The organism is Arthrobacter sp. P1_B4 (assembly GCF_056406555.1).
On record NZ_JBFTZW010000032.1, the window covers coordinates 1 to 23,696 of the forward strand.

The following is a 23,696-nucleotide window of genomic DNA, read 5'->3' on the forward strand; positions in this document are numbered from 1 at the left end:
CCTTGAGGTCGGTGCTGCTGTACTTCCACACCTTGGACTCGTCATCCAGCCTGGCGAGCAGCCGGTCCTTCTGCTCGTCCCGGCTGATGTTGAGCATGACCTTGACCACCGTGGTCCCGGCTGCCGCCTGCCTTGCCTCGAATTCGTTAATGGCCTTGTAGCGCCGCTCCAGTTCCTCGGGACTTGCCCAGCGGTGGACCCGGTGAATCAGGACGTCCTCGTAATGCGAGCGGTCAAAAACGCCCACCATCCCGGCCGCCGGCACTGCCTTCTCGATCCGCCAGAGGAAATCGTAGGATTTCTCCTCCGGGGTCGGCGCCTTGAAGGACTTGAGCTGGACACCCTGCGGGTCCATCTGGCCCATGACGTGGTTGACGATCCCGCCCTTGCCTGCGGTATCCATCGCCTGCAGGACCAGCAGGACGCGCTTGGTGCCGCCGAACCGGGATTCGGCGAAAAGCTGCTCCTGCAGGGTGGTCAGCTTGCCATCGAGCTCTGCCAGGAGCGCCTCGCCGTCGGATTTCCCGCCCGGGTAGCCCGGGGTGGAGTCCGGGTCGCAGTCCTTCAGCTTGAATTTTTTTCCGACCAGCAGCGTCTCGGCGGGGTGCCGCTCGAACATCACAGCATCTGTCATGGAAAGCCTCTTTCCAGTTTCGTGCAGCCGCTGCGCGGGCGAGTCCCCGAACTCCGCTGCTGACCGAAGCCTAGTTCCCCTTGTACCGGCTCAGGAAGTCCGCCATGCGGTTGATTGCTTCTTCGAGGTCCTTGACGTTAGGCAGCGTCACCATCCGGAAGTGGTCCGGACGGACCCAGTTGAACGCCCTGCCGTGGGACAGAAGAATTTTCTGCTCGCGGAGCAGGTCCAGGACAAATTTCTCGTCGTCGCGGATGTGATAGACCTCGGGGTCCAGCTTCGGGAACAGATACATGGCCCCGCGGGCCTGCTGGGTGCTGACGCCCGGGATGGCGTTGAGCATGTCATAGGCCTTGTTCCGCTGTTCCAGGAGGCGCCCGCCGGGCAGGATCAGGTCGTTGATGCTCTGGTAACCGCCGAGGGCGGTCTGGATGGCGTGCTGGGCCGGCACATTGGCGCACAGGCGCATGTTGGCCAGCAGGTTGATGCCCTCGAGGTAGTCCGCGGCGGCCTTTTTCGGCCCGGAGATGGCCATCCAGCCGGCCCGGAAGCCGCAGACCCGGTAGGCCTTGGAGAGCCCGCTGAAGGTCAGGCACAGGACATCGTCGCCGGTGAGCGAGGCGAGGTTTACGTGTACCGCGTCTTCGTAGAGGATCTTCTCGTAGATTTCGTCGGCGAAGAGCACCAGGCCGTGTTTTTCCGCGAGGGCAACCATCTTCTTCAGCGTCGCCTTCGGGTACACCGCACCTGTCGGGTTGTTCGGGTTGATGACCACGATGCCCTTGGTGCGCGGCGTGATCTTCGCTTCCATGTCCTCGAGGTCGGGCTGCCAGCCGGATTCCTCGTCGCAGAGGTAGTGCACGGGCTTCCCGCCGGCCAGGGCAACCGAGGCCGTCCACAGCGGGTAGTCCGGGGTGGGGATGAGGACCTCATCGCCGTCGTCGAGCAGGGCCATGAGCGACATTGTGATCAGTTCGCTGACGCCATTGCCGAGGTAGATGTCATCCACGTGGATGTTCTGGATCCCGCGGGTCTGGTAGTACTGCGAGACGGCGGTGCGGGCCGAAAAAATGCCGCGCGAGTCGCTGTAGCCCTGGGCATGCGGCAGGTGGCGGATCATGTCCACCAGGATCGCGTCCGGCGCTTCAAACCCGAAGGGGGCCGGGTTTCCGATGTTCAGTTTGAGGATGCGATGACCCTCCGCCTCCATCTGCTGGGCGGCCTGAAGAATCGGTCCACGGATGTCGTAAAGGACATTATGAAGCTTGGTGGACTGCTTGAATTCTGCCATTCATCAAATATGCCATATGGAGGATGTTCTTCCGCTGAGACATGACTCACACGCGGGCGCCGCAGTAACAACAACGACGCCGGTGCCCGGGCTGTAAGCCCGGACACCGGCGTCGCAGGGTCGCCAGCGGTCTACTGCTGGGCGAGGCCCTTTTCCTTCAGCCACGCGTCGGCGGCATCTTTCGGGTTCTGCTTCTGGCTGCCGCTGACGGCACGGTTGAGGTTGATGAGGTCTTCCGTGGTGAGGACCTTGGACACGTTGTTCAGGGCTTCCTTCGCCTTGTCCGTCATCTTGGCCGTGTTGTAGAGCGGCAGCACCTGCTGGGCGATGAAGTTGTTCTTCGGATCCTCCAGCACCACGAGGTCGTTGTCCGGGATGGACGGGGTGGTGGTATAGATGTCCGCGACCTGGACCTGGTCCGAGAGCAGGGCCTTGAGCGTGACGGCGCCGCCGCCGTCGCTGAACGGCTCGAGTTTCTTGGGCACGCAGTTGTAGTTCTTCGCCAGGCCCGGCAGGCCGTAGGCGCGCTCGGCGAAGGTCGCCGGGGCGCCGATGACCAGATCGCCGCAGACCTTCGCCATGTCTTCGATGGACTTCAGCTGGTGCTTCTCGGCCGTGGCCTTGGTGACCACCATGGCGTCCTTGTCCTCAGCCTTGGAGGCATCGAGCACGGCCAGGCCCTGCGGGAGCTTGGTCGGGAGTGCCTTCGCGATGTCCTCGGCGGAGACCTCGGTGGCGTCCTTGTTTACATACAGCAGCAGGTTGCCGCTGTAGTCGGGAACGACGTCCACCGAGCCGTCCTGGACTGCTTTGATGTAGACCTCGCGCGAGCCGATGTTCGGCTTGGTGCTGGCGGTGACGCCCGCGGCGTTCAGGGCGCCGGCGTAGACCTCGGCGAGGATCTGGCTCTCGGGGAAATCAGCCGACCCGATCACCAGGGCACCGCCGGAACCGGAGGCGGCACCGCTGCTGGCCGGGGCCGAGCTCAGCGGGTTTGATGAGCCTCCGCAGGCGGACAGGGCCATGGCCAGGCCGACGCCGACGGCCAGGCCGCCGAATGCGCGCCGGCCAAGGCCTCGTTGGCGGGATTCCTTCATGACGTACCTCCTTGAACAACAGTCTCCGCGATCACGGGGTCTGTGAGATCAACCGCAGCCTGCTGGCTGCGGTTCGGCTTGGATGAGGCGCCCCGTGACAGGAACAGCCTCTGAATAAGGGCAAGGATCAGGTCGACGCTGATGGCAAGGGCGGCGATCAGCAGCGAGCCTCCCAGCATTTGCGGGAAGTCGGAGAGCACGAGCCCGTCGAACAGGTAACGGCCCAGGCCGCCCAGGTTGATGTAGGCGACCACGGAAACGGTGGCGATCACCTGGAGCACCCCGGTCCGGAACCCGCCGTACATCACCGGCAGCGCGTTCGGGAATTCCGCCCGGAACAGGACCTGCCACTCGGTCATGCCCATGGCGCGGGCGGCATCCACCACGTTGCGGTCGACGCTGGAGATTCCGGCATAGGTGCCGGCGAGCAGCGGCGGCACGGTCAGGATCACGAGCGCCCAGATCGGCGGCATCAGCCCGATACCGGCGAGCAGGACGAACAGCGTGAGCAAGCCGAGGGTGGGCAGGGCGCGCAGCGCGCCCGCGACTGACACGATCGCAACCCGCCCGCGGCCGGTATGCCCGACGAACAGGCCGATCGGGACGGCGATGGCGATGGCGATCACCATCACCAGGCCCGTGTAGAACAGGTGTTCGGCCAGGCGCACCGGGATTCCGGCGCTGCCGGACCAGTTCTCCGGATCGCTGAGCCAGGCAAAGGTGTCCGTGACGACGTTATTCACGCGTTTCCCCCTCTGGTCTTGGGACGCGAAAACCGCATCGCCGCCGCGGCGGGGCCAGTCTTGTCCGGACCTGCGCCCGAACCGGTGCCGCCACCCGTGGCCGCCGCGGCCCGGGTCCAGGGCGTCAGCAGCCGTTCAAGCAGCACGAGGACGGCGTCCATCAGCAGCGCCAGGAGAAGGATGGCGATGATGCCCACCACCACTTCGGTGACGAAGTCACGCTGGAGGCCGGAGGTGAAGAGCATTCCGAGGTTGCCGATGCCGAGCAGTGCCGCGACGCTGACCAGCGAGATATTGCTGACCGAGACCACGCGCAGCCCGGCGAACAGCACCGGCAAGGACAGCGGCAGGTCGATCTGCATGAAGCGGGCGAAGGGTTTGAACCCCATGGCGACGGCGGCCTGCCGTAGGTCCTCGTCCACCGAGTCGAAGGCATCCAGCGTGGCGCGCACCAGCAGGGCGATGGCGTAGATGGTCAGGGCCACCACCACGTTGACCGGATCCAGGATCCGGGTCCCGAGGATGGTCGGCAGGATGATGAAAAGCGCCAGCGAGGGGATCGTGTACAGCAGCGAGGACCCGGTGAGCACCACGGATCGGAGCCCGCGGCTCTGCCGGGCGAGCTGGGCCAGCGGAACGGCTATGAGGACCCCGAACACCATCGGCAGGATGGCCAGGATGAGGTGCTGGCCGGCGAGGCTGAAGACTTCCGCTCTGTTGGCCAGGAACCACTCCATCAGAGCCCTCCGTGCCGGACGTTGCGGTCTGACTCGATGACGGCGAGGACTTCGGCGGCTCCGATGACTCCGGCCACCCGGCCGTCGTCGTCCACGGCGACGCCAAGGCCCGAGGGTGAGGACAGGGCCGCGTCCAGTGCCCGGCGGAGCGTGTCCCCCTTCCGGAACAGGGAGCCGCCGGGAACCATCGCCGGGGCGGTTCCGGTGGCGCTGCGGGGCCCGGCCCAGCCCAGGGGCCGGAGAGCTTCATCGACCACCAGCTGCCATTCATCGGAGCTGCCCTCAGCCCTGAGCTGATCGGGCGTGAGAGTGGGGACGGGGTGGATGGTGACACCGTCGGAGGGGCTGAACGCAAGGTGCCGGAAGCCGCGGTCACGGCCCACGAAGGAGGCCACGAACTCGTTCGCCGGGGCCCGCAGGATCTCCGCCGGGGCCGCGTACTGCGCCAGCTTGCCGCCGACGGCGAACACGGCCACTTTGTCGCCCAGGACGGTGGCCTCGTCGATGTCGTGGGTGACGAATACGATCGTCTTGGCCAGGTCATGCTGGAGCCGGAGGAGCTCCTTCTGGAGTTCATCGCGGACCACCGGGTCCACGGCGCTGAAGGGCTCGTCCATGAGCAGCACCGGAGGATCGGCCGCGAGTGCCCGGGCCACGCCTACGCGCTGCTGCTGTCCGCCCGAGAGCTGGGACGGGTACCGCTTGCCGAGCGAAGAGGCCAGCCCGACGACGTCGAGCAGTTCCTGGGCGCGCTTGCGGGCGTCGGCTTTGGACACGCCGTTGAGCCGGGGAACGGTGGCGATGTTGTCCAGCACGGAGCGGTGCGGCATCAACCCGGAGGACTGCATGACGTACCCCATGGACCGCCGCAGCTGCGCGGCAGGGATTGAAGTGACATCGGCCCCGTCCACGGTGATGACGCCGGACGTGGGCTCCACCATGCGGTTGATCATCCGCAGGGACGTGGTCTTACCGCAGCCGGAGGGTCCGACGAAGACAGTGATGGCGCCCTTATCGATGGACATGGTCAGCCCGTCAACGGCGGCCTGACCGCCCTGGTACTGCTTGGTGACGTTCTGGAACTCGATCATGGCTTCGGCCATTTCCGGGCTTACCTAACTGTTGGCGGCAACATTGGTCGGGCCAGCGCACTGTTCGTCAGTGTGCTGGCCATAAAGCAGTTAGCTCATAGACTAACCAGCACCCCGGACTATGTCAGCGGCGCGGGGCTCCCGTAAGGCTTCGGAAGCACAACGATTTTGGATGGGTGGTGCGCCGGAAATCCTTCCGGCGCACCACCGCCGCCCTTGGCCCACCCGGCGGTGTGCTTCAGCGGGGCCGCCGCGCACCCTTCGCGCCGCTGTTTTTTCTGCCGTGACCGCCCTTTCCGCCGCCGCCGCCGTGCGCGTTCTCGTGGTTGTCCCGTTCGGCCGACCGCTGGCTCTTGCCCGCTACGGCGATCTTCTGGTGCCATTCGCGCTGGTAGGCGCGCCGCGCGGCCGCGTCGTGGCGGCGCGCCAGGGCGGCGAGTTCGCGTTGCAGCTTCAGGTAGCTGGCCCACCGGCGGTCCTCCAGGACGCCGTCGGCGAGCGCCGCCTGCACGGCACAGCCGGGCTCCCGGCCGTGCGCGCAGTCCGAGAAGCGGCAGTGCTCGAAGAGCTCTTCGAGGTCGCCGAACATCTCCTCCATTCCTCCCTCGGCGTCGAAGACCCCGAAGCCGCGCACCCCCGGCGTGTCCATCAGGACGGCGCCGCCGGGCAGGGGAACGAGCGCGCGGGACGTGGTGGTGTGCCTGCCCTTGCCGTCGCCCGCCCGCACTGCCCCCGTCTCCTGGGCCGGGACGCCGGCGAGGGCATTGATGAGCGTGGATTTTCCGGCGCCAGAGGGCCCCAGCAGCACCAGCGTGCCGCCGGGCGGCAGATGGCCCAGCACTTCGTCGAGGCCATCGCCGTTCTCGGCAGAGGTGGTGACGACGTCGACGCCGGCTGCCTGGCGCACGACCGTCGCCACGACGTCGTCCGCGAGGTCCGCGATGTCCGCCTTCGTGATGATCACGAGCGGTGTGGCACCGGAGTCCCACGCCGCAACCAGGGTCCGTTCGAGCCGGTTGTGCGTGAGCGGACGATCCACCGGAACGACGATCCCGACGACGTCCATGTTGGCGCCAAGGACCTGCGCCTCGGACGAGGCCTCGAAGGCACGCTTGCGGCTCAGCTCCGAGTGGCGGGGCAGGATGCCCACAATGGCGGGCTCCCCCGCCGCGTTCGGACCCAGCCAAACCCAGTCCCCGGTGGCGGGAAGCTCCCCGCCGCGCGGGTAGGGCAGGTGGGCGGTTCCGCCGCCCTCAGCCACCAGGACGAGGTTGCGGTCCACCCGGATGACGCGGCCCGGGCGGTCGCCTCCCGGCACCGGCTGGGCCGCGAACCGCTCGGCGACGCCGGCCGTGTAGCCGTAAAGGACAGGACCTTCGGGGCCAGCCTCATCGGAGGGCCCGGACGTATGAGGCACAGATGAATGAGGTTCGGATGAATTAGTAATGATGGCGCTGCCGGCGCCCCGGGATGCAGGATAAATGGTCAACGAAAACCCTTTGGTGGGGCCCCGTGGTGCGGCGCATTGCAGCTGCGGCGGTTTGGATGCCGCGCGCGGAGACTAGCGCTCGATGGCTAGGCTGCGCCGTGGGACGGGGCAGGAATAATGACATGGCGTGTATCGGTGCGCTGCGCGCTCAGAAATATCGCATTCATTGCTTCCACCTCCCCGTCGATTGCCGGCCTGCTGCGGCCGGCGGTTTCTACAGGATAGCCATGGTGCCCGTGCCTGGCCAGCGGTTTAGCCGGAAAGTTTTCCGTTCAGCGGCCGCTCACGGTACAGACGCAGCCCGGCATCCACGAGCGAGACCCGGTTCAGCTGCGCCACCTCATCCAGCGGAATCCAGGCCGCGTGGGTGGTGCTGCCGTTCACTTCGTGACGCAGTTCCCCGCCCGTGATCGTCGCCTCGTAGACCAGCCGGAGCGACTGGAAGTCCCGCACGCCGCCGTCGAGCCGGACTTCGGACGGCCAGTGCCCGACGTCGATCCCCAGCATGGCGCCGACCTCGGCGTCGTAACCGGTTTCCTCGTGGATCTCGCGGCGGCACCCGTCCACCGGGTGTTCGGCCAGGTCCAGGCCGCCGCCGGGCAGCGTCCAGCCCTCGCGGCCGTCCTGCTTCCAGTACGCCAGGAGGATCCCGGCGTCACGGATGATGACGGCGTAGGCCGCGGGCCGGGTGTCGAATTGCATGCTCATCCCCCCAGCGTAGTGGCCGGCGGATCGCCCCCGACTACTCCTGTTCCGCCACCAGCTGCAGCACCCCGAAGACCGGCTCCTGCGCCAGGACCCGGACATCGGTGATCCCCGCGGCGGCCAGGGCCGTGCGGAACGACTCCTGCAGCCCCGGCACGTTCATGCCGAGTCCGCCGCCCAGGATGACGGGGCCCTCGATGCCGAGCTGCCGGACGGTCTGCGCGGCGAGGTCGGCGAGGTCGCGCCCGGCCTGTTCCATGAGGGCCCGGCTTGGCGCATGCCCGGCGTCTGCAGCCTCCACCACGAGCCGCGCCCGCTGGGCCCAGAACCGGCGCCCGGTCTCGGGCGAGTGGAACATGGCGATCAGCTTGTTCGGGTCATCCACCCCGCAGGATGCCAGCAGGGCCGTGCTGAGTTCGTCCGGTTCCAGCCCCTGGTTCATCCGGCGCAGGCTGTGGCGGACGGCCTCCCGGCCCAGCCAGTAGCCGCTGCCTTCGTCGCCGAGCAGGTAGCCCCAGCCACCGGCCCGGGCCTCCTCGCCGCGGCCATTCTTGCCCCACGCGGCCGATCCGGTGCCGGCGATGACGGCGACGCCGGTGCTGGCGCCGCCTGCGGCGAGCAGCAGCCGGGAGTCGTGGACCACCGTGATCCGGGCGCCGGGTACGTGCGGGGCAATCAGTGCCGCGAGCGCCGCGGCGTCATCACCGGTGTCGATGCCGCCGGCTCCGGCGTAGACCTGGGCGACGTCTCCCCCGCCGATCCTGGCGAAGAGTTCCGCCAGGTTCAAGGCGGCTTCCTCGGGGCTGACGTTCTGGACATTGGAGCTGCCCACCGATTCATCGGCCACGGGCGCGCCGCCTTCGAACCTGACGCCCCGGGTTTTGGTGCCGCCGATGTCCAGGCCGATCACGGCACCCGTCGTCGCCGTGGCAGATGGCGTGGTGGAAGATGGAACGGAGTCCGCCGCCGGCGGCGTGTCAGTGTTAGTCACTGGAACAGGTTACTGAATCGCTGCAAGGAGCCCGCAATGCCCCACGATCTTTTCGGCACACCCGTCATCGCGGCGCCCATGGCCGGAGGCACCTCCACAGCGGCCTTCGTCGAGGCCGTGCACCGCGCCGGCGGGCTCGGCTTCCTCGCGGCAGGCTACAAGAGCGTGGCGGCCATGCAGGCGGAAATCAGCACCCTCCGGGAGTCCGGCGCCCGGTTCGGCATGAATGTATTTGTCCCGGATCCGGCCCAACTGCCGCCCTCCGCGGCGATGCTGGCGGAGCTCGAGGAATACCGGCTTCAGCTGCGCACCGACGCCCGGCGCTACGGCGTGGAGCTCCCGCAGTTGCGGCTCGACGACGACGACGAATGGCAGGGAAAGATCGATGCCCTGCTCTCAGACCCGGTGGAGCTGGTCAGTTTCGCTTTCGGGCTGCCCGGCCCGGACGTCGTTCGGGCCCTGCAGCGGGCGGGATCGGCGGTGCTGGCCACTGTCACCACCGCGGCCGAGGCCGTGCAGGCGGCAGGGCAAGGCGTGGACGCCCTCGTCGTGCAGCACACGAGCGCCGGCGGACACAGCGCGGCGTTCCTCCCGGCCCCGGAGCCGCGACCGGCTTACGCGGCGCGGCCGGGCGGCACAACGGCGCAGCTGCTCGCCGAGGTGCGGTCCGCCGTCGACCTCCCGCTGGTGGCTGCGGGCGGCATCATGGATGCGGCCGGGCTGGACGCCGTGCTGCGTGCCGGGGCCGTCGCAGCCCAGCTCGGCACCGCGTTTCTCCGCACTGACCAAAGCGGCGCCAAGCAGTTGCACAAAGATGCCCTGGCCGATCCGCATTTCATCCGGACCCGGCTGACGCGCGCCTTCACCGGCCGGCAGGCACGGGCCCTGGAGAACGAATTCGTCCGCGACCACGCCGAGGCGCCGGAGGCCTACCCTGCCGTCCACCACCTCACGGCGCCCATCCGGGCCGCGGCCACCGCAGCCGGCGACGCGGAACGCCTGAACCTGTGGGCGGGCACGGGCTGGCAGAAGGCACACGCCGGACCCGTGGCCGCCGTCGTGCACGGGCTGCTCGCCGGCCGCTGACCGCAGCCGACCCCCGTCAGGACCCCGAAGTCGCCGGAAACGTTCCAAACCGCCGTCACCTTACGGCGACCTCGGTGCCAACCGGCGACCTGAGCGCACCAGCCCCGGCACCGGCGACCTGAGCGCACCAGCTCCAGCCCCGGCGCACCTGCCCCGGCGCTCCGGCACCGGCCCGGCTCAGCCCGCCGAGCGTTCGCGCACGAAGCCTGCCAGGAGCGCCGGACCGTCGCGGAGCACGAATTCGCGGAACAAGCGCACGGGATCGGACTCGGCATCGGCCACGGCATTCCGCGAAACCGGCTCCCGCCACGCGAGGCCGATCTCGCGGAACGCCAGGTCTGAATCCAGGGGAATCTCCACCCAGCCGGGCCCGCCGTCGTCGGCTTCGGCGCCCCGCGACGGATGGTGGCTGTTTTGTGCAACTCTGCCGGGTGCGGAGCCGCCGGGCGGCAGGATGCTGACGCCGAGCCCGGCCGAGACGAGGCCGCGGACGGTGTGCGAGTCCTGGCTCTCGAAGGCAATGCGCGGACGGAACCCCGCCTCGCGGAACAACGCGTCGGTCAGCGAGCGCATGCCGTAGCCGGACCCCATCGCCACGAAGGGCTCCTGCCGGATCTCGGCAACCTTGGCCCTGCGGCGGCCGGCCAGGGCATGCCGGTGGTGGACCACCAGGCGCAACGGTTCGCGGTACAGCGCGGCCGAACCGATTCGCTTGCTGGGTGTGGCAACGGGTGCCGTGAGCGCCACGTCGGCGGAGCCCGCGGCCAGTTCCGCGAGGCAGCCGTCCCGTGCACCCTGGCTGAGGTCAAAGGCAGTCTGCGGGTGCCTGCTCCGGAACGCACTGATGAGCAGCGGCAGCATTGCCTCGCCGAAGGTGTGCTGGAACGACACGGCGATCCGGCCGCGGACCACCTCCGATTCGTGCCTGACGCTGTCCAGCCCCGTCTGGAATTCGGCCAGGGCGGCCTCGATGTGGGGCATGAGCGCCTTCGCCGCTGGCGTCAACCGCACGCCCCGGCCGTCCCGGATCAGCAGCTCCGTCCCCACGATGGCGCTCGCCCGCGCAATGGCACGGCTCACGGTCGACTGCGGCAGGCCCAGGAGCTCGGCCGTCTCGGTGATGTGCTCCGTCCGCCCCAGTTCCGCCAGCAGCGGCAGCAGGGGCAGCAGCTGCACGAGCTGCCTGTGTTCGACGTCCATGTTCCCCTCCGGCACTGATCCATATTTGCTATCTATTCTATGGAAATCATGCATTGGAAGCATCCCTCGGGCAGGCTTTAGCCTAAAGACATGCCACGCATTTCCGCACCCACCGGCACCAGCCCACGCCCCGCGGCCAAGAACGCGGCCAAGGACGCAGCCAATCTCGCAGCTGATCCTGCAGCTGACGCTGCCGGATGGGCGGGCCATCCGAAAGGCTCCACGGCCTACCGCCGGATCCTCGCCGGGCTTGCCTTTGCCGGCGTCGCAACCTTCGCGCAGCTTTACTCCACCCAGGCGGTGCTCCCGCTGCTGGCGGCGGATCTTCGCGTCTCGGCCGCCGAGGCCGCGCTGACCATCTCCCTGGCTACGGTGGGGCTGGCCTTGACGGTGCTCCCGTGGTCCTTCCTGGCCGACCGGATCGGCCGCGTCCGGGCAATGATGTGGGGCATCTCCGCGGCCACCGCCCTGGGCCTGCTGGTCCCCCTGGCCCCCAGCTTCCCAGTACTGCTGTGCCTGCGGATGCTGGAGGGAATGGCCCTCGGCGGCATCCCGGCGATCGCGATCGCGTATCTCAACGAGGAAGTCAACAAGGCCCACGCCGCCGTCGCCGCCGGGAGCTATGTCGCCGGGACCACCCTGGGCGGCCTGGCCGGCCGGCTGGTCGCCGGGCCCGCGGGCGAACTGTGGGGCTGGCGGGCCGCGGCCCTGGCGGTCTCCGTTCTGGCCACCGGAGCGGCAGTACTGTTCCTGGTTCTGGTGCCCCGGGCCAAGGGCTTCACCGCCGCGGCCGCGGGCGGCTTCCGCGGAGCCCTTCGCACGCTGGCCGGCCATGGCCGCAATCCCCGGCTCCTGGCCCTGTACGTCCAGGCATTCCTGCTCATGGGCGGTTTCGTGGCCGTCTACAACTACCTCGGATTCCGGCTCTCAGGGGAACCGTTCAGCCTGCCCGCCACCGCGATCAGCCTGATCTTCCTGGCCTACCTCTCCGGAACCGTCTCGGCGCGCTGGGCAGCGGGCCTGACGTCGAGGTTCGGCCGGCGCACCGTCCTGATCGCCGGCACCGCACTGATGGCAGGCGGCCTGGCCCTGACGCTCACGGAACAGCTGGCCGCGATCCTGGCGGGATTGCTGCTGTTCACGGGCGGCTTCTTCGCGGCACACAGCATCGGCTCCGGCTGGACCGGACTGATCGCCACGACGGGCCGGGCGCAGGCCGCCTCGCTGTACAACCTGGCCTATTACCTCGGCTCCAGCGTGCTTGGCTGGGCCGGCGGCCTGGTCTTCCAACGGTTCGGCTGGACAGCCCTTGCGCTGACTGTCATCGGACTGGCCGGCGCGACGGCGGCAATCACCGCCGTCGCGCATCCCGCGCCGGCACCCGCAACCGGCACCGCTGCCGCCGGCAGGGTCACGGCATCGGGCTAGGCACCGGCCCCCCGGGCTACCGCGTTGCCTCGATCGCCTGCACGAGGTCGGCGACGATGTCGGCCGGGTCCTCCAGCCCCACCGAGATCCGCAGCAGGTTCGCGTGTGGCTTGGCCGCGGCTTCGACCGGCCGGTGGGTCAGGCCGGCCGGGTGCTGGATGAGGGTATCGATCCCGCCGAGGGACACGGCGTGGGTGATCATGCCGACGGCGGCCGGGATCCGCTCGGCGTGCTCGGCGCTGGCGAGCTCGAAGGCCATGAGCGATCCCGGCCCGGACATCTGTGTGCCCACGAGGCCCTGCGGGTCGCATTCGGCCAGTCCCGGGTAGTAAACCCGCCTCACGAGCCCGTGCCCTGCCAGCGCAACAGCGACTTTTTCGGCGCCGGCCTGCTGGGCGCGGACCCGGACCGGGAGCGTTGCCAGCCCGCGGTGCAGCAGGTACGCCGGCCACGGGGTCAGGATCCCGCCGGTCACGGCACGGATCTGGCGCAGGCGCATCGCCCATTCAGAGCCTGCGGCCACCACGCCGCCCATGGCGTCCCCGTGGCCGCCCAAGAACTTCGTGGCGCTGTGCAGCACCATGGCCGCGCCGTGCTTGAAGGGTTGCTGCAGTACCGGGCTGGCGAACGTGTTGTCCACCAGGAGCGGCACACCGTCGGCGGCGGCTGCCACGCGGGCGATGTCCACCAGCTCGAGGGTCGGGTTGGCCGGCGTCTCGAGGATCACCAGGCCGGTGTCCGGCCGGAGTGCGGCGCCGACGCCCTCCGGCGTCGTGAAGGTGACCTCGTTGCCTACGACGCCGGAGGCCAAGAGGTAGTCGCTGCCGCCGTACAGCGGACGCACGGCGACAACGTGCTTCTTGCCCGCGGCCACAACCGCGAGGAGCACCGCGCTCAGCGCCGCCATTCCGGTGGCAAAGGCGACAGACTCGGGCGTGCCTTCCAGGACAGCGACGCCTTCTTCGAAGCGAGCCACCGTGGGGTTCCACAGCCGCTGGTAGACCGTGCTTTGCCCCTCCACATGTGAGCCGCCGGTGGCCATGTGCTCGTAGGCAAGGCCTCCGTCGTGCACGGACGGCAGGGGCGCCGTCGTGGACAGATCGATGGGCACCGCGTGGACGCCCAGTTCCGTGAGCCCGCTCCGGCCTGCGTGGACCGCCAATGAATCTTGAGAAAGCACCCTAGCTCCTTACGAATATTCACCATTGAATTCCGCAAGTATCTGGCAATAATTCGCGCTTTTGTAGGGGTTCTGAATGGAACTGTCGGATAACGCCGTTTATGATGAACGGAGAACACTACTAGGAGGATCCGTGAGCAGCACTGCGAAGAATGTTCGGCCGGGAGCCAGCGAACCGCTGGACGCGATCGACGAGCGCCTGCTCGCTGCCCTCGTCGCGGACGCCCGCATCTCGAACAAACAGCTGGCAGAGCTCGTGGGGATCGCGCCGTCGACCGCGCTGATGCGCACCCGCGCGCTGTCCGAGCGCGGCATCATCGAGGGCTTCGAGGCCAATCTGAGCCTGTCCGCGATCGGGCGTTCGGTCCAGGCCCTCATTGCGGTCCGGCTCCGGGCCCATGACCGCGAGCAGATCGACCGTTTCACTGCCCGGGTGCCCAAACTGCCGGCAGTGCTCTCGACGTTCCACACGTCCGGGTCGGTGGACTACCTGCTGCATATCGCCGTCGCCACCACCGAGGACCTCCGGGACTGGGTTCTGGACAACCTGGCCACCGACCCCGTGGTGGGCCACACCGAAACCACGCTGGTCTTCGACCACATCCAGGGCAACCACGGCCCGCTGCCCTAACGGGCCCGGCCGACGCAGTTAGACCCAGCGCAGTTAGACCCGGCGCAGGGCGCTTCGCAGCGTTACGGCCGCCAGCGTCAGTGCGGCGGCGGCGCACACCGTGACGAAACCGGCGACCGCGCTCTGCAGCCCGACGATCCCGGCTGCAAGCCCCAACCCGATCACCGGGAAGGCGCTGCCAAGGTACGTGATCACATAGACGGTGCTGATGATCTGGGCGTGCCGGGCGGCCTCCACCCTTCCGGCAACGTCGTTGAACACGGTCCGGAAGGCCACGCCCTGCCCCACGCCGGCAGTGATGCTGGCCAGAATCAGCAGCCACGGGCTGCTCCAGGCGGCGGCCGCGGCGATCAGCAGGACGGAGACGCCCAGGACGGCCAGGCCGGCGGACACGGCAAACCGTCCCCGGATGGCCAGCAGCTGGCTCAGGGCTGAGGACCCCAGCGTCAGCCCAGCCAGCAGGCCGATCAGCGGCCGCGAATCGGCGTGGACAATCTGGGCGAAATAGCCGGGGGCCAGCGAGAGGCAGAAGCCAAAAACGGTGAAGCTCAGAAAGCCCACGGACGACGCCAGCCAGAAGGCGCCGCGCGCGTCGCTGGAAACCGAAGGCCGCCGCGGTGCCAGGACCCGCAGGGTCTGGGGACCGGCGTGCAGGCTGATGGCGGGCCGCGCCTTGAGCAGGTACAGGGGCACCAGCACGGCGGCGAGGACGATGGAGTGCAGGTAGTACGGCGTCGACGTCGGGCCCGGCAGGAGGGACAGCATCCCGCCGATTGCGGGGCCGGCCGCCACCCCGCCGGCGGAGGCCAGGAGCGTGAACCGTGAGGCCCACTCCGGCCGGCTGGGCAGCAGCTCGCGCAGGGCAGCCGAGCTGGCCCCGGTGGCGAGCGCGACGGCGACGCCCTGCAGGGCGCGCCCGGCGGAGAGCGCCACGAGGTTGCCCGCGGTGGCGAAGACAAAGCCGCCGGCCAGGCCCACCAGCACTGCCAGCACGAGGGCGGCGCGGCGGCCGATGTGGTCGGACCAGTGGCCGGCGAGGACGAGGGTGGCCACGAGCGCCAGGACGTAGGCCGAGAACGCCACCGTGACATCGAGCGCCGTGATTCCGAGTTTTGCCTGCAACAGCGGGTACAGCGGCGTCGCAAGATTTGCGCCGACGAGCAGCGTGAAGATCACAACCCCGGCCATCACGAGCCGTGCGGTGGTGGAGGCGTCCCAGCCCCAGCGGTCAGCTGTGGCCGGGCGCATGCGGAGTTCGCTAAAGACTGTCATGGCCGTGCCCTTGCAAAGTGCAGGCCGGGCTTTCCCTGTTGTGGGGGAACCGCCCGGCCCGGTTGAAAGTTTGGTATGTACAGAATGCAATACCAGTGATCTGCATGGCCAAAATTTGTGTCAAAATTGAGCAAAACAGTCATTCTCTGGCTGTCCAAGTGAACCGGAGTGATGATTTGAACAGTCTGGACCCCACCGACCTGAAGATCCTGCTGGAGCTGATCCGGGATCCGCGGATCCAGATCGGCGAGCTCAGTGACGCCCTGGGCATCGCCCGGAACACTGCCCAGTCGCGCGTGCGGCGTATGCTGCGCTCCGGTGTGCTGCACGACGGCGGCCGTGAAATCGATCTGGAGGCGGTGGGGTACGACGTCGTCGCGTTCGTGACGATCGAGGTCAACCACCGGGAACTCGACGGCGTCGTGGGGGCTTTGCGGCTGATCGCCCAGGTCCTGGAAGTCCACGAGATCTCCGGTCGCGGCGACGTCTGGTGCCGGGTGGTGGCGACGGATACGCACAATCTCCAGGCGGCCCTCCGGTCGATCCTTCGGGTCAAGGGGGTCATCCGCACCGAGACCGTCCTGGCGCTGCACACCCATATCCCGTACCGGACCGAACCGCTGATCAGCCGGCTCGCCCAAGGCAGCGCGCTGGCTCCCGGCCGGTCCGCCTCGCGGCGGGCCGGGTCCGCCGAATTCCAGGTGGACAAAGGATAATGTCCCGGTGACTATCATCGACAACGCCGTCTACGTTGACGGTATCCGCAGCGCCGAGCCGCGGAACCTCGAGCAGACTTTCGAGACCCTGACCGAGCACGGGGGCATGGCCTGGATCGGCCTGTACCGGCCGACCACTGAGGAAATGGCGGCCGTGGCGGCCGAATTCAACCTGCACGGGCTGGCGGTGGAGGACGCGATCTCCGCCCATCAGCGCCCCAAACTGGAACGCTACGACGACAACCTGTTCACTGTGCTCCGGCCCGCCCGGTACCTGGACGAGACCGAAACCGTGGAGTTCGGCGAGCTCCACGTCTTCACGGGGCGCAACTTCGTGGTCACCGTCCGGCACGCCGAGACGAAAGTCGTGGGCCAGGTCCGGCGCCGGATGGAGGGCCGGCCCGATCTGCTGCGCCACGGGCCCGAGGCCGTCCTGTACGCACTCATGGACCAGGTGGTGGATGACTACGGTCCCGTGGTGGCCGGGCTGGAAAACGACATCGACGAGATCGAGGACCAGCTCTTCAGCGGCGACCCCCTGGTGTCCCGGAGGATCTACGAGCTCGCCCGGGAAGTCATCCATTTCCAGCGCGCCATCCATCCGCTCCCGGCTATGATGCAACAGCTCCGCCGGGGCTTCGAGAAGTACCGGGTGGACATTGAACTGCAGCACAGCCTGCGCGACGTCGAGGACCACGTGGAGCGGCTGATTTCCCGCGCCGATTCGTTCCGTGACCTGCTGCAGAATGCGCTCACCCTGGACGGAACCCTGACCGCCAACCGCCAGAACGAGGCCAGCGCGGAACAAAACGAACAGGTCAAGAAGATCTCGTCGTGGGCCGCGATCTTCTTCGCTCCGACATTTGTGGCCGGACTGTATGGCATGAACTTCGACAACATGCCGGAACTGCACTGGACGCTTGGCTACCCGATGGCAATCGCGCTCATGGCCGGCACGGCGGCGCTGATGTACGCCATCTTCAAGAAGAAGGGCTGGCTCTAGCCGGAGGCGCGGCGGTGCCGGACCTGGACCATGAGCCGTCGGAACGCCAGGACGAAGACGACCTCGATGAGCACCATCAGCCCGAGCAGCAGCCACTTCCCGCTGCCGATGAAAACGATGGCCCCGGTGAGGACCAGAATGCTCCCCAGCGCCAGGGAGTAGACGGCAAATCCGAGGGCTACCCTGGCGCTGCGGACGCCGGTGCGGAAGCCGAAGCCCTGCGGTTCCCCACCGGGGTACCCCGCAACCCGGTCCGGACCGGCGGGCTGGAGCTTGTCGAACTCCTCCCACGGGTCGCGGTCCTGCTGCTGATTGGTCATGTTTCCATTATCCCGCGGACCCGAAGCGCCGCGCCTCTGAGACCGAACCGTTGGACACTTTCGCGCTGAAACATTTTCGTGCCGAAGCATTTTCGTGCCGTCACGACGACGGGGCCCGGACCAGTGGTCCGGGCCCCGTCATTGCATGCCTTTTGGGCTACTTGCTGTGGCCGTGCCCGCCCGAGTCGCCGCGCTTGCTGGTCTTGGCGGCGTGATCGCTTTCAAGACCGGCCGGCGCGGCACGGTGTTCGGCGGCCTTGGCCTGGCTGGCCGCGCGGTGCTCGGCGGCGTTGGCCTGGCCGGCCGCACGGTGTTCAGCGGCGTTCTGGTGTGCCCATCCGCTGTTGCCGTTCGAAGCGTGGGACGCGTCGGCTTCCGGCGCGTCGGCCGAATCCTTCGCATCGTCTTCGGCGGGTGCCGGGGCCGGAGCAGCGGGGGCCGGGGCTGCAGGCTCCTGCGCGTCCGCGACGTCTTCCGCGCCCTGGTCGTCCGCGCCCTGGTCGTCCGCGCCCTGGTCGTCCGCGCCCTGGTCGTCCGCGCCCTGGTCGTCCGCGCCCTGGTCGTCCGCGCCCTGATCRTCCGCCTCCTGGTCATCCGACTCAGCCGGATCGGCCGGTTCAGACGATTCAGACGATTCAGACGATTCGTGATCGGCGGCTTCCTCGTCGGCGGCTTCCTGGTCGCCCACTACCGGAGTCTCCGAACCGGCCGGCTCGGCCGGGTCAGAGGTTTCGGTGCCCGTCGCCGTCATGGTTGACGTCGGGTCAGCCGGGAGATTGGTGGTCGCGGTGGCCGCCGCTGCGCCGGCGCCGCCAGTGACGACGACGGAGGCCACTACTACTGCCTTGCCTGTGGTGCCCAGAGCACTGAGCCAGGCGAGGATTCCTGCCACGGGAGATTTTTTTCAAAGCGGATATGAGACCGCTGCCGTCCCCCCGGTCGGCAGCCAGCGCCACAGTACCGCTCGAAAACGACGAATTGTCGGCCCTTTAGCCGCTCATGCCACATCCTGAGCCAATGCTGAGCAAACACTGAGGCTCGGGGCAATCACCACGCCCTTAGGCCGCGCGTACGTCGACCTCGCCGGGTTCTGCGCCGTCGGTGCCGAAGACCAGCTGACGGGTGGCGATCTTCTCGGTGAAGAAGCGGTCGTGGCTGACCACGACGACCGCGCCGGGGAAGTGGAGCAGTGCCCGCTCCATCACCTGGGTGCTGGACATGTCCAGGTGGTTGGTGGGCTCGTCCAAGAGCAGCACCGAGGCCCCGGACAGCAGGCACTGGGCCATGGCGACGCGGGCTTTCTGTCCGCCGGAGAGGTTCCCGATCTTCTGTTTGAGGTCGGCCTCGGAGAACTGGAACATGGCGAGGAACCTGTTGACGGACTTCTTCGTGGCGCTGAAGGCCAGGCTGTCCGGCAGCGCGTTGACCGCGTGCGAAACGGTGTCGGCGTCGTCGAGCTCTTCCAGCATTTTGTTGTAGGAAACAAAACCCGGCCCCTTCGCCCAGACCACTTCACCGGAATCCGCCGGTTCCTCCCCGGTCAGCACTTTCAGCAGCGTGGACTTGCCGCTGCCGTTGGAGCCCAGGACCACAATCCTGTTGCCGCGGCGGATCTCAAAGCTCAGGTCTTCGAACAAGACCTTGTCGCCATAGGACTTGCCCAGTCCTTCGACCCGGCAGAGGACATCCTTCACGTGCAGGCCGCCGTAGATCTCGGTGACGATCTGGTCCACGGGACGTGGTGTCCGCGCTTTCTTGATCTTGGCCAGCTGGTTCCCCAACCCGCGGCTGGCGGCCTTGGCGGCCTCCCGGCGGTCGGCAATGCCCTCCGCTTCAAAAGCCAGGAGCTCGGACTCATGGACGAACTGCGCCTCGAGCGTCTTGAGCCGGAACTGCTTCTGGACCACGTACTCGGCGAAGTTTCCGGGGTACTCGTGCAGGTGGAAGTTTTCCACCTCGATGATCCGGGTGACCACCGCATCGAGGAACTTCCTGTCGTGCGAGACGATGATCGCGGCGCCGCGGTAGTCGCGGAACCAGTTTTCGAGCCATTCGACACCGGCCACGTCGAGGTAGTTGGTGGGTTCATCCAGCAGCAGGACGTCCGGGCCCTCCAACAGGATCTTGGCCAGGGCGGCGCGGTTGCGCCACCCGCCGGAGAGTTCGTCAATCGCGCACGTGCGGTGGGCGTCGCTGAACCCCAGCGTGGTCAGGACTGTGTCGATGCGCCGCTGGTAATCCCATCCGTCGAGGCGGTCCATGGCCTCGAACAGCTCGGCCTGGCGCCGGATCAGCCGGTCCAGCTCCGCCTCGGCGGGGTCAGCCGCAATGGCGGCGTCGATGGCTGCCAGCTCGGCCTCGGCAGCCTTGATTTCGACAAACAGTCCGTCAAGGACCGCAAGGATGGTTGCCTCGCCGTCGAGCTCGGAAAACTGGGAGAAGTACCCCACCCTGGTTCCCTGATCCACGGTGACCGTTCCCGTATCCGGGGAGACCTGGTCCAGGACGAGCTTGAGGATGGAGGTCTTCCCGGAGCCGTTCTTGCCGATCAGGCCCACCCGGTCCCCGGGCTCCAGACGGAAGTACGCCTCGCGGAGGATCTGTGTGTTGTCGAAGCGGACGCTGACGTCGTGCAGCCGGACCAGGCTCACTGCTGCGCGAGACGGTTGCGGACGATTTCGCTGACGGTCTTGCCGTCAAAACGCCCGGCCACCGTGGCGGTGACGGGCTTCATCACTGCCCCCAACTGACGCATGGACAGCTCGACGCCGTCGGCCTTGAGCGCCGCGATGGCCTCGTCCACGATCGTCTCGACTTCCGCCGCGGTCAGTGGCTTGGGCAGGTAGGCCTCGATCACCTCGGCCTCGGCGATCTCGGCCGCGGCGCGCTCGGCTTCGCCGGCCTCGGTGTAGATGCGGGCCGTGTCGCGGCGTTTGGCGGCTTCCTTTTGCAGGAGTGCGGTCACCTGTGCGTCGTCCAGCACGATTGGCGTCTTGCCCGATTTCTCCCGGGTTTCGATCTCGCCCAGGACGTTGCGCACAGTGGTCAGGGCAACCTTGTTGCGGTCCTTCATGTGGCTCACGACGTCGGCGTGCAGGCGTTCTTTCAGGGTGGTCATAGTTCTCCTCGTGTTGTTAACAAGGCTAGCGGCAGAACCCGTTGGCCCCGATCGCCGAGATGATCCGCTGGGCGTCGTCGTCCGGGAGGGCGGGGACGTCCCCGCTGAACTCAGTCTTTGCGGCAGCGATGAGTTGGTCCGCGGTCGATTGCCCCAGCAGTCGGCCGCACAGGCGGCGGGCCTTGTCGATTGCCTGGTCGTCTGGCAGGCGGGGGTTGATCTTGGCCAGCGCGGCCAGCAGGGCTTCCTGCTGGGCAGGGTCAGGCTTGGGCAGCGACGCCGGCAGGCCCGCCGCAGGGGTCCCGGCGGACGGTTCGGGGCTCGGGGAGGCGGAACAGGCCGCGGTCAGCAGAACAGACAGCAGGGCCAGGGCGATCGGGGTGGTGTTCTTCATCGGTGGTGGCCTTGTCTGCGCTGGATGTCTATCTTGGATGCCTGCGCTGGATTCGGCTGCTTTGCCGCTGGATTGCACGATGGTCTTGCCGCGCGGATTGCTGCGCCGGCGCGGCCACGGCGCCGTTCACGCAGGTTCACACCATCTCATGAAATCACCGGCGTTCCGTACGGTGACCGGTCGGGAGCGCCGAACCACGCCGCGCCCGCCACGCCGCCTGCCACTGTCCGGGCCGCGGCTTAGGCTGGTCGCATGCCGTCAACACCAGCTCCGTCTCCGGTTCCGGTTGAAGTCCTCCTCCACACCGGGCCGGCCGAGTGGTGGCAGATCGTTGCCGCGCTTGCCCCTGTTGCTGTACTTGTAGCGGCAGCCGTGGGAGCGTTCATGGCCTGGCGGACTCTGCGCCAGAAGGCCGTCGCCGACGACCGGGCCGAGTGGTGGAAACGGACCCAATGGGCGCTGGACCGTGCCCTGGACGAGGACGGGGACAGCAAAGCCCTGGGGCTGGCAGCGCTGGATGTGCTCGCCCGCAGCGAGTTGGCCCGCAACGAGGAGCTTGAACTTCTAGACATCGCGTGGGAGTCCGTGAGCGGGGCCAGGGAAAGCACAGGCAACGGGCAGCACATCACTGCGCAGGTTACCGGCCCGGCGGCCCTCTCGCATCACCGGGTTCGGGTCGCCGCCGCCAGGCTGCGGGTCAGACTGGACGACCGGCTCGGCCGCACAACCCCTCCCGGCACCGCGGCCCTGGCCAAGGAAGCGCTCTAGCCGCGCCTGGCGCTGCCCTCGAGTGGCAGCACCAGCATGACGGCCGCGCAGACGCACCCGGCGCCGCAGAGGGGGCAGAGGTAGCCGGCTGCCTGCTGGTCGTCCGCCCAGAAGGTGGGGATCGTGGCCACCTGCGCAAAACCGGCCCGCTCCAGCATCCCCAGGGAAGAGTGCTGGGGATCGGCCGAGACCCAGGACGCGGACACGGCATCGTGGCAGCCGCGGGCCTTCAGGAAGTCCAGGCTGGCCGCGAGCATGATCGAGCCGATGCCCGTCCCCCTGGCTGCGGGCGCGACGACGATGGACTTCAACTCCCCAACCCGGCGGCCGTCCAGGCCGGCGTCGACCCCGGTGATGCGTAGGCGGTCCTGCAGTACGGCGTGGGACGCACGGTCCAGGACCTGGGCGGTCGCCGCGCCCAGGAGCCCGCCGTCCCGGCCGCGGGCACGGATAAGGACTCCCCCGCCATCGGCTGTGAGTTGCGCCAGAGCTGATGGCTGAGTGAAACCGGAGCCGAGGGATTCGTTGAGGAGCGCTGCCGCTTCGCTGGCCACGGCGGGTCCCGGTGCGCCGACGTGCAGGATGACGTTCGACGCCGCCCGGGTGCCCATCGTTGCGGCTCCCATGTTTGCTCCTCATCGGCGGCCATCAGTCGGCGGGCATTAGTACGCACCATCGCATCGCCCGGAACCGGGCAGGGACGCCGAGGGCGGCCAGCAATGTCATTTCACGCACTCATTCGCGCACTCAAAGGTACAAAAACCCTTGAAATCTGTGGAGCTAAGGAGATTCGAACTCCTGACCTCTTCGATGCGAACGAAGCGCTCTACCAACTGAGCTATAGCCCCGAAGCAACGCCGGTCCTGACGGAACGGCGTTGCCGGTGTCCCTAGGCTACAAACTATCTGCGCTGTTTTCCAGCCAGCCCCGGAAAGTCTCGGTGCCGTGTCGCGCCTCCGGCACCAGGTTCAACCCCTCGCGCAGGTAGCGGCCCATCGCGCCGGGCAGTGGGAAGCGCACGAGTTGACCCTTTGCGCGGGTGGCCCGCTGCCACTCCCGGGCAAAGTCGACCATGTCTTTGGATTCCGGGCCGCCGAGGTTCAGTACCCTGTGCCGCGGGCCCGCGGCTGGAACGGGCGCCGGTTCAACGGCGGTCTCCAGCAGCACCGCGGCTGCGTCGGCCGGCGATACCGGCTGAAACCTGGCACCTCTGACCACGGGGATGATCCGCAACTTCGAGCCGGCGCCGAACATCATCGCGAGCAATGAGTGGAACTGGGTGGCCCGGACCACCACGGTCTCGAGTCCGGACAGCTCGTAGGCGTGTTCTTTGGCAGCCTTCGACCGGTAGAAGGAGGAGTTGCTGCGATCGCAGTTCACGATGGACAGCATGACGGCCCTGGCCGTTCCCGCGTCCTGTGCAGCGGCCAGAAGCCGCGCACCGCCGTCGGCGAAGTTCTTGCGCGCCTTCCCGGCGCGTCCTTCCAGGCAATCGATCACGACGTCGGCGCCGGCCAGGGCCGCCGATATCCCCTCTCCCGTCGTGACGTCCGCGCGGAAGTATTCCGCGCCCCGGATGTTGCCGGCGGCGCCGGCCCCTGGCGGGTTGCGGCTGAGGACGGCCACGGCGTGCCCGGCGTCGACGGCCAAGCGCACCACTTCTTGGCCCACTTGCCCGGTTCCACCGGCAACGCAGATCCTTGTCATGACCCGAGGCTACCGCAGCGAAGCCCGCCGGCGACGCTGCGGAGAAATGAAAACCCCGGGCCGCCATCGCTGGCTGCCCGGGGTAATCTCCGGAA

25 protein-coding genes and 1 tRNA gene are annotated in these 23,696 nt (G+C 68.0%); 6 read left to right on the plus strand and 20 right to left on the minus strand.

Features of this window, described 5'->3' with window-relative positions; all coding sequences use genetic code 11:
• From AC1D1W_RS11920 to AC1D1W_RS11960, 9 genes are all read right to left on the minus strand, one after another.
• On the minus strand, window positions 1-634 hold a 634-nt coding region (locus AC1D1W_RS11920), incomplete at its 3' end, for a PPK2 family polyphosphate kinase (RefSeq protein ID WP_476943783.1).
• Between the two features lie 70 nt (window positions 635-704).
• Entirely contained in the window at window positions 705-1,925 is a 1,221-nt protein-coding gene (locus AC1D1W_RS11925) for a pyridoxal phosphate-dependent aminotransferase (RefSeq protein ID WP_476943784.1), read from the minus strand.
• Between the two features lie 131 nt (window positions 1,926-2,056).
• Entirely contained in the window at window positions 2,057-3,022 is a 966-nt protein-coding gene (locus AC1D1W_RS11930; RefSeq protein WP_028275717.1) for an ABC transporter substrate-binding protein, read from the minus strand.
• Window positions 3,019-3,765: an ABC transporter permease gene (locus AC1D1W_RS11935; protein WP_223913873.1), complete on the minus strand. Its 747-nt coding sequence runs from the start codon at window positions 3,763-3,765 to the stop codon at window positions 3,019-3,021. Before AC1D1W_RS11935 ends, AC1D1W_RS11930 begins: the two co-directional genes overlap by 4 nt.
• Window positions 3,762-4,502 (minus strand): ABC transporter permease, encoded by a 741-nt coding sequence (locus AC1D1W_RS11940; protein ID WP_476943785.1) that lies wholly within the window; start codon window positions 4,500-4,502, stop codon window positions 3,762-3,764. Before AC1D1W_RS11940 ends, AC1D1W_RS11935 begins: the two co-directional genes overlap by 4 nt.
• On the minus strand, window positions 4,502-5,605 hold the full coding sequence (locus AC1D1W_RS11945; protein WP_279294247.1) for an ABC transporter ATP-binding protein: 1,104 nt from the start codon (window positions 5,603-5,605) through the stop codon (window positions 4,502-4,504). Before AC1D1W_RS11945 ends, AC1D1W_RS11940 begins: the two co-directional genes overlap by 1 nt.
• Window positions 5,606-5,831: 226 nt before the next feature.
• Window positions 5,832-7,010 (minus strand): ribosome small subunit-dependent GTPase A, encoded by a 1,179-nt coding sequence (gene rsgA, locus AC1D1W_RS11950; RefSeq protein ID WP_243180986.1) that lies wholly within the window; start codon window positions 7,008-7,010, stop codon window positions 5,832-5,834.
• Window positions 7,011-7,334: 324 nt separating this feature from the next.
• Window positions 7,335-7,790, minus strand: a complete 456-nt coding sequence (locus AC1D1W_RS11955) for an NUDIX hydrolase (RefSeq protein WP_028275721.1) — start codon at window positions 7,788-7,790, stop codon at window positions 7,335-7,337.
• Window positions 7,791-7,824: 34 nt separating this feature from the next.
• Window positions 7,825-8,778, minus strand: a complete 954-nt coding sequence (locus tag AC1D1W_RS11960; protein WP_476943786.1) for an N-acetylglucosamine kinase — start codon at window positions 8,776-8,778, stop codon at window positions 7,825-7,827.
• A 36-nt stretch (window positions 8,779-8,814) separates the two neighbouring features.
• Between AC1D1W_RS11960 and AC1D1W_RS11965 the strand changes: the two genes are divergently transcribed.
• On the plus strand, window positions 8,815-9,864 hold the full coding sequence (locus tag AC1D1W_RS11965) for a nitronate monooxygenase (RefSeq protein ID WP_476943787.1): 1,050 nt from the start codon (window positions 8,815-8,817) through the stop codon (window positions 9,862-9,864).
• A 177-nt stretch (window positions 9,865-10,041) separates the two neighbouring features.
• On the opposite strand, the gene AC1D1W_RS11970 is transcribed toward AC1D1W_RS11965, so the two are convergent.
• Entirely contained in the window at window positions 10,042-11,064 is a 1,023-nt protein-coding gene (locus AC1D1W_RS11970; RefSeq protein WP_243180990.1) for a LysR family transcriptional regulator, read from the minus strand.
• Window positions 11,065-11,154: 90 nt separating this feature from the next.
• Between AC1D1W_RS11970 and AC1D1W_RS11975 the strand changes: the two genes are divergently transcribed.
• Window positions 11,155-12,492 carry an MFS transporter gene (locus AC1D1W_RS11975; protein WP_476943788.1) on the plus strand — a complete coding sequence of 446 codons (1,338 nt, stop codon included), beginning with the start codon at window positions 11,155-11,157 and terminating at the stop codon, window positions 12,490-12,492.
• 16 nt (window positions 12,493-12,508) lie between these two features.
• Here the strand turns inward: AC1D1W_RS11975 and AC1D1W_RS11980 are convergent, their stop codons facing one another.
• Complete coding sequence (locus AC1D1W_RS11980; protein ID WP_476943789.1) at window positions 12,509-13,672, minus strand: trans-sulfuration enzyme family protein; 1,164 nt, start codon at window positions 13,670-13,672, stop codon at window positions 12,509-12,511.
• A gap of 133 nt (window positions 13,673-13,805) precedes the next feature.
• On the opposite strand from AC1D1W_RS11980, the gene AC1D1W_RS11985 reads away from it, so the two are divergent.
• Window positions 13,806-14,303, plus strand: coding sequence for an Lrp/AsnC family transcriptional regulator (locus AC1D1W_RS11985; protein ID WP_018773770.1), 498 nt, complete (start codon window positions 13,806-13,808; stop codon window positions 14,301-14,303).
• 33 nt (window positions 14,304-14,336) lie between these two features.
• Here AC1D1W_RS11985 and AC1D1W_RS11990 read toward each other — a convergent pair whose 3' ends face one another.
• Window positions 14,337-15,575: an MFS transporter gene (locus AC1D1W_RS11990; RefSeq protein ID WP_079550251.1), complete on the minus strand. Its 1,239-nt coding sequence runs from the start codon at window positions 15,573-15,575 to the stop codon at window positions 14,337-14,339.
• 176 nt (window positions 15,576-15,751) lie between these two features.
• On the opposite strand from AC1D1W_RS11990, the gene AC1D1W_RS11995 reads away from it, so the two are divergent.
• Window positions 15,752-16,291 carry an Lrp/AsnC family transcriptional regulator gene (locus tag AC1D1W_RS11995; RefSeq protein ID WP_243180996.1) on the plus strand — a complete coding sequence of 180 codons (540 nt, stop codon included), beginning with the start codon at window positions 15,752-15,754 and terminating at the stop codon, window positions 16,289-16,291.
• A 7-nt stretch (window positions 16,292-16,298) separates the two neighbouring features.
• On the plus strand, window positions 16,299-17,294 hold the full coding sequence (corA, locus tag AC1D1W_RS12000) for a magnesium/cobalt transporter CorA (protein ID WP_028275725.1): 996 nt from the start codon (window positions 16,299-16,301) through the stop codon (window positions 17,292-17,294).
• Here corA and AC1D1W_RS12005 read toward each other — a convergent pair.
• From AC1D1W_RS12005 to AC1D1W_RS12025, 5 genes are all read right to left on the minus strand, one after another.
• Window positions 17,291-17,614, minus strand: a complete 324-nt coding sequence (locus AC1D1W_RS12005) for a hypothetical protein (RefSeq protein WP_028275726.1) — start codon at window positions 17,612-17,614, stop codon at window positions 17,291-17,293. The two genes, corA and AC1D1W_RS12005, sit on opposite strands and share 4 nt — an antisense overlap.
• 157 nt (window positions 17,615-17,771) lie before the next feature.
• The gene (locus AC1D1W_RS12010) at window positions 17,772-18,506 is read right to left on the minus strand and encodes a hypothetical protein (protein ID WP_476943790.1); all 735 of its coding nucleotides are present in this window, start codon (window positions 18,504-18,506) and stop codon (window positions 17,772-17,774) included.
• Between the two features lie 166 nt (window positions 18,507-18,672).
• Window positions 18,673-20,265, minus strand: coding sequence for an ABC-F family ATP-binding cassette domain-containing protein (locus tag AC1D1W_RS12015; protein WP_476943791.1), 1,593 nt, complete (start codon window positions 20,263-20,265; stop codon window positions 18,673-18,675).
• Window positions 20,262-20,732 carry a GatB/YqeY domain-containing protein gene (locus AC1D1W_RS12020; protein WP_028275729.1) on the minus strand — a complete coding sequence of 157 codons (471 nt, stop codon included), beginning with the start codon at window positions 20,730-20,732 and terminating at the stop codon, window positions 20,262-20,264. The genes AC1D1W_RS12015 and AC1D1W_RS12020 overlap by 4 nt, the downstream gene beginning before the upstream one ends.
• A 25-nt stretch (window positions 20,733-20,757) precedes the next feature.
• Window positions 20,758-21,126 carry a hypothetical protein gene (locus tag AC1D1W_RS12025; protein WP_243181006.1) on the minus strand — a complete coding sequence of 123 codons (369 nt, stop codon included), beginning with the start codon at window positions 21,124-21,126 and terminating at the stop codon, window positions 20,758-20,760.
• Between the two features lie 252 nt (window positions 21,127-21,378).
• On the opposite strand from AC1D1W_RS12025, the gene AC1D1W_RS12030 reads away from it, so the two are divergent.
• Window positions 21,379-21,894, plus strand: coding sequence for a hypothetical protein (locus AC1D1W_RS12030; protein WP_243181008.1), 516 nt, complete (start codon window positions 21,379-21,381; stop codon window positions 21,892-21,894).
• Here AC1D1W_RS12030 and AC1D1W_RS12035 read toward each other — a convergent pair.
• From AC1D1W_RS12035 to AC1D1W_RS12045, 3 genes are all read right to left on the minus strand, one after another.
• Window positions 21,891-22,520, minus strand: coding sequence for an N-acetyltransferase family protein (locus AC1D1W_RS12035; protein ID WP_476943792.1), 630 nt, complete (start codon window positions 22,518-22,520; stop codon window positions 21,891-21,893). The genes AC1D1W_RS12030 and AC1D1W_RS12035 overlap by 4 nt on opposite strands.
• Window positions 22,521-22,669: 149 nt before the next feature.
• A tRNA-Ala gene (locus AC1D1W_RS12040) sits at window positions 22,670-22,742 on the minus strand.
• A 46-nt stretch (window positions 22,743-22,788) separates the two neighbouring features.
• Complete coding sequence (locus AC1D1W_RS12045; RefSeq protein WP_476943793.1) at window positions 22,789-23,601, minus strand: SDR family oxidoreductase; 813 nt, start codon at window positions 23,599-23,601, stop codon at window positions 22,789-22,791.
• Window positions 23,602-23,696: the final 95 nt, after the last annotated feature.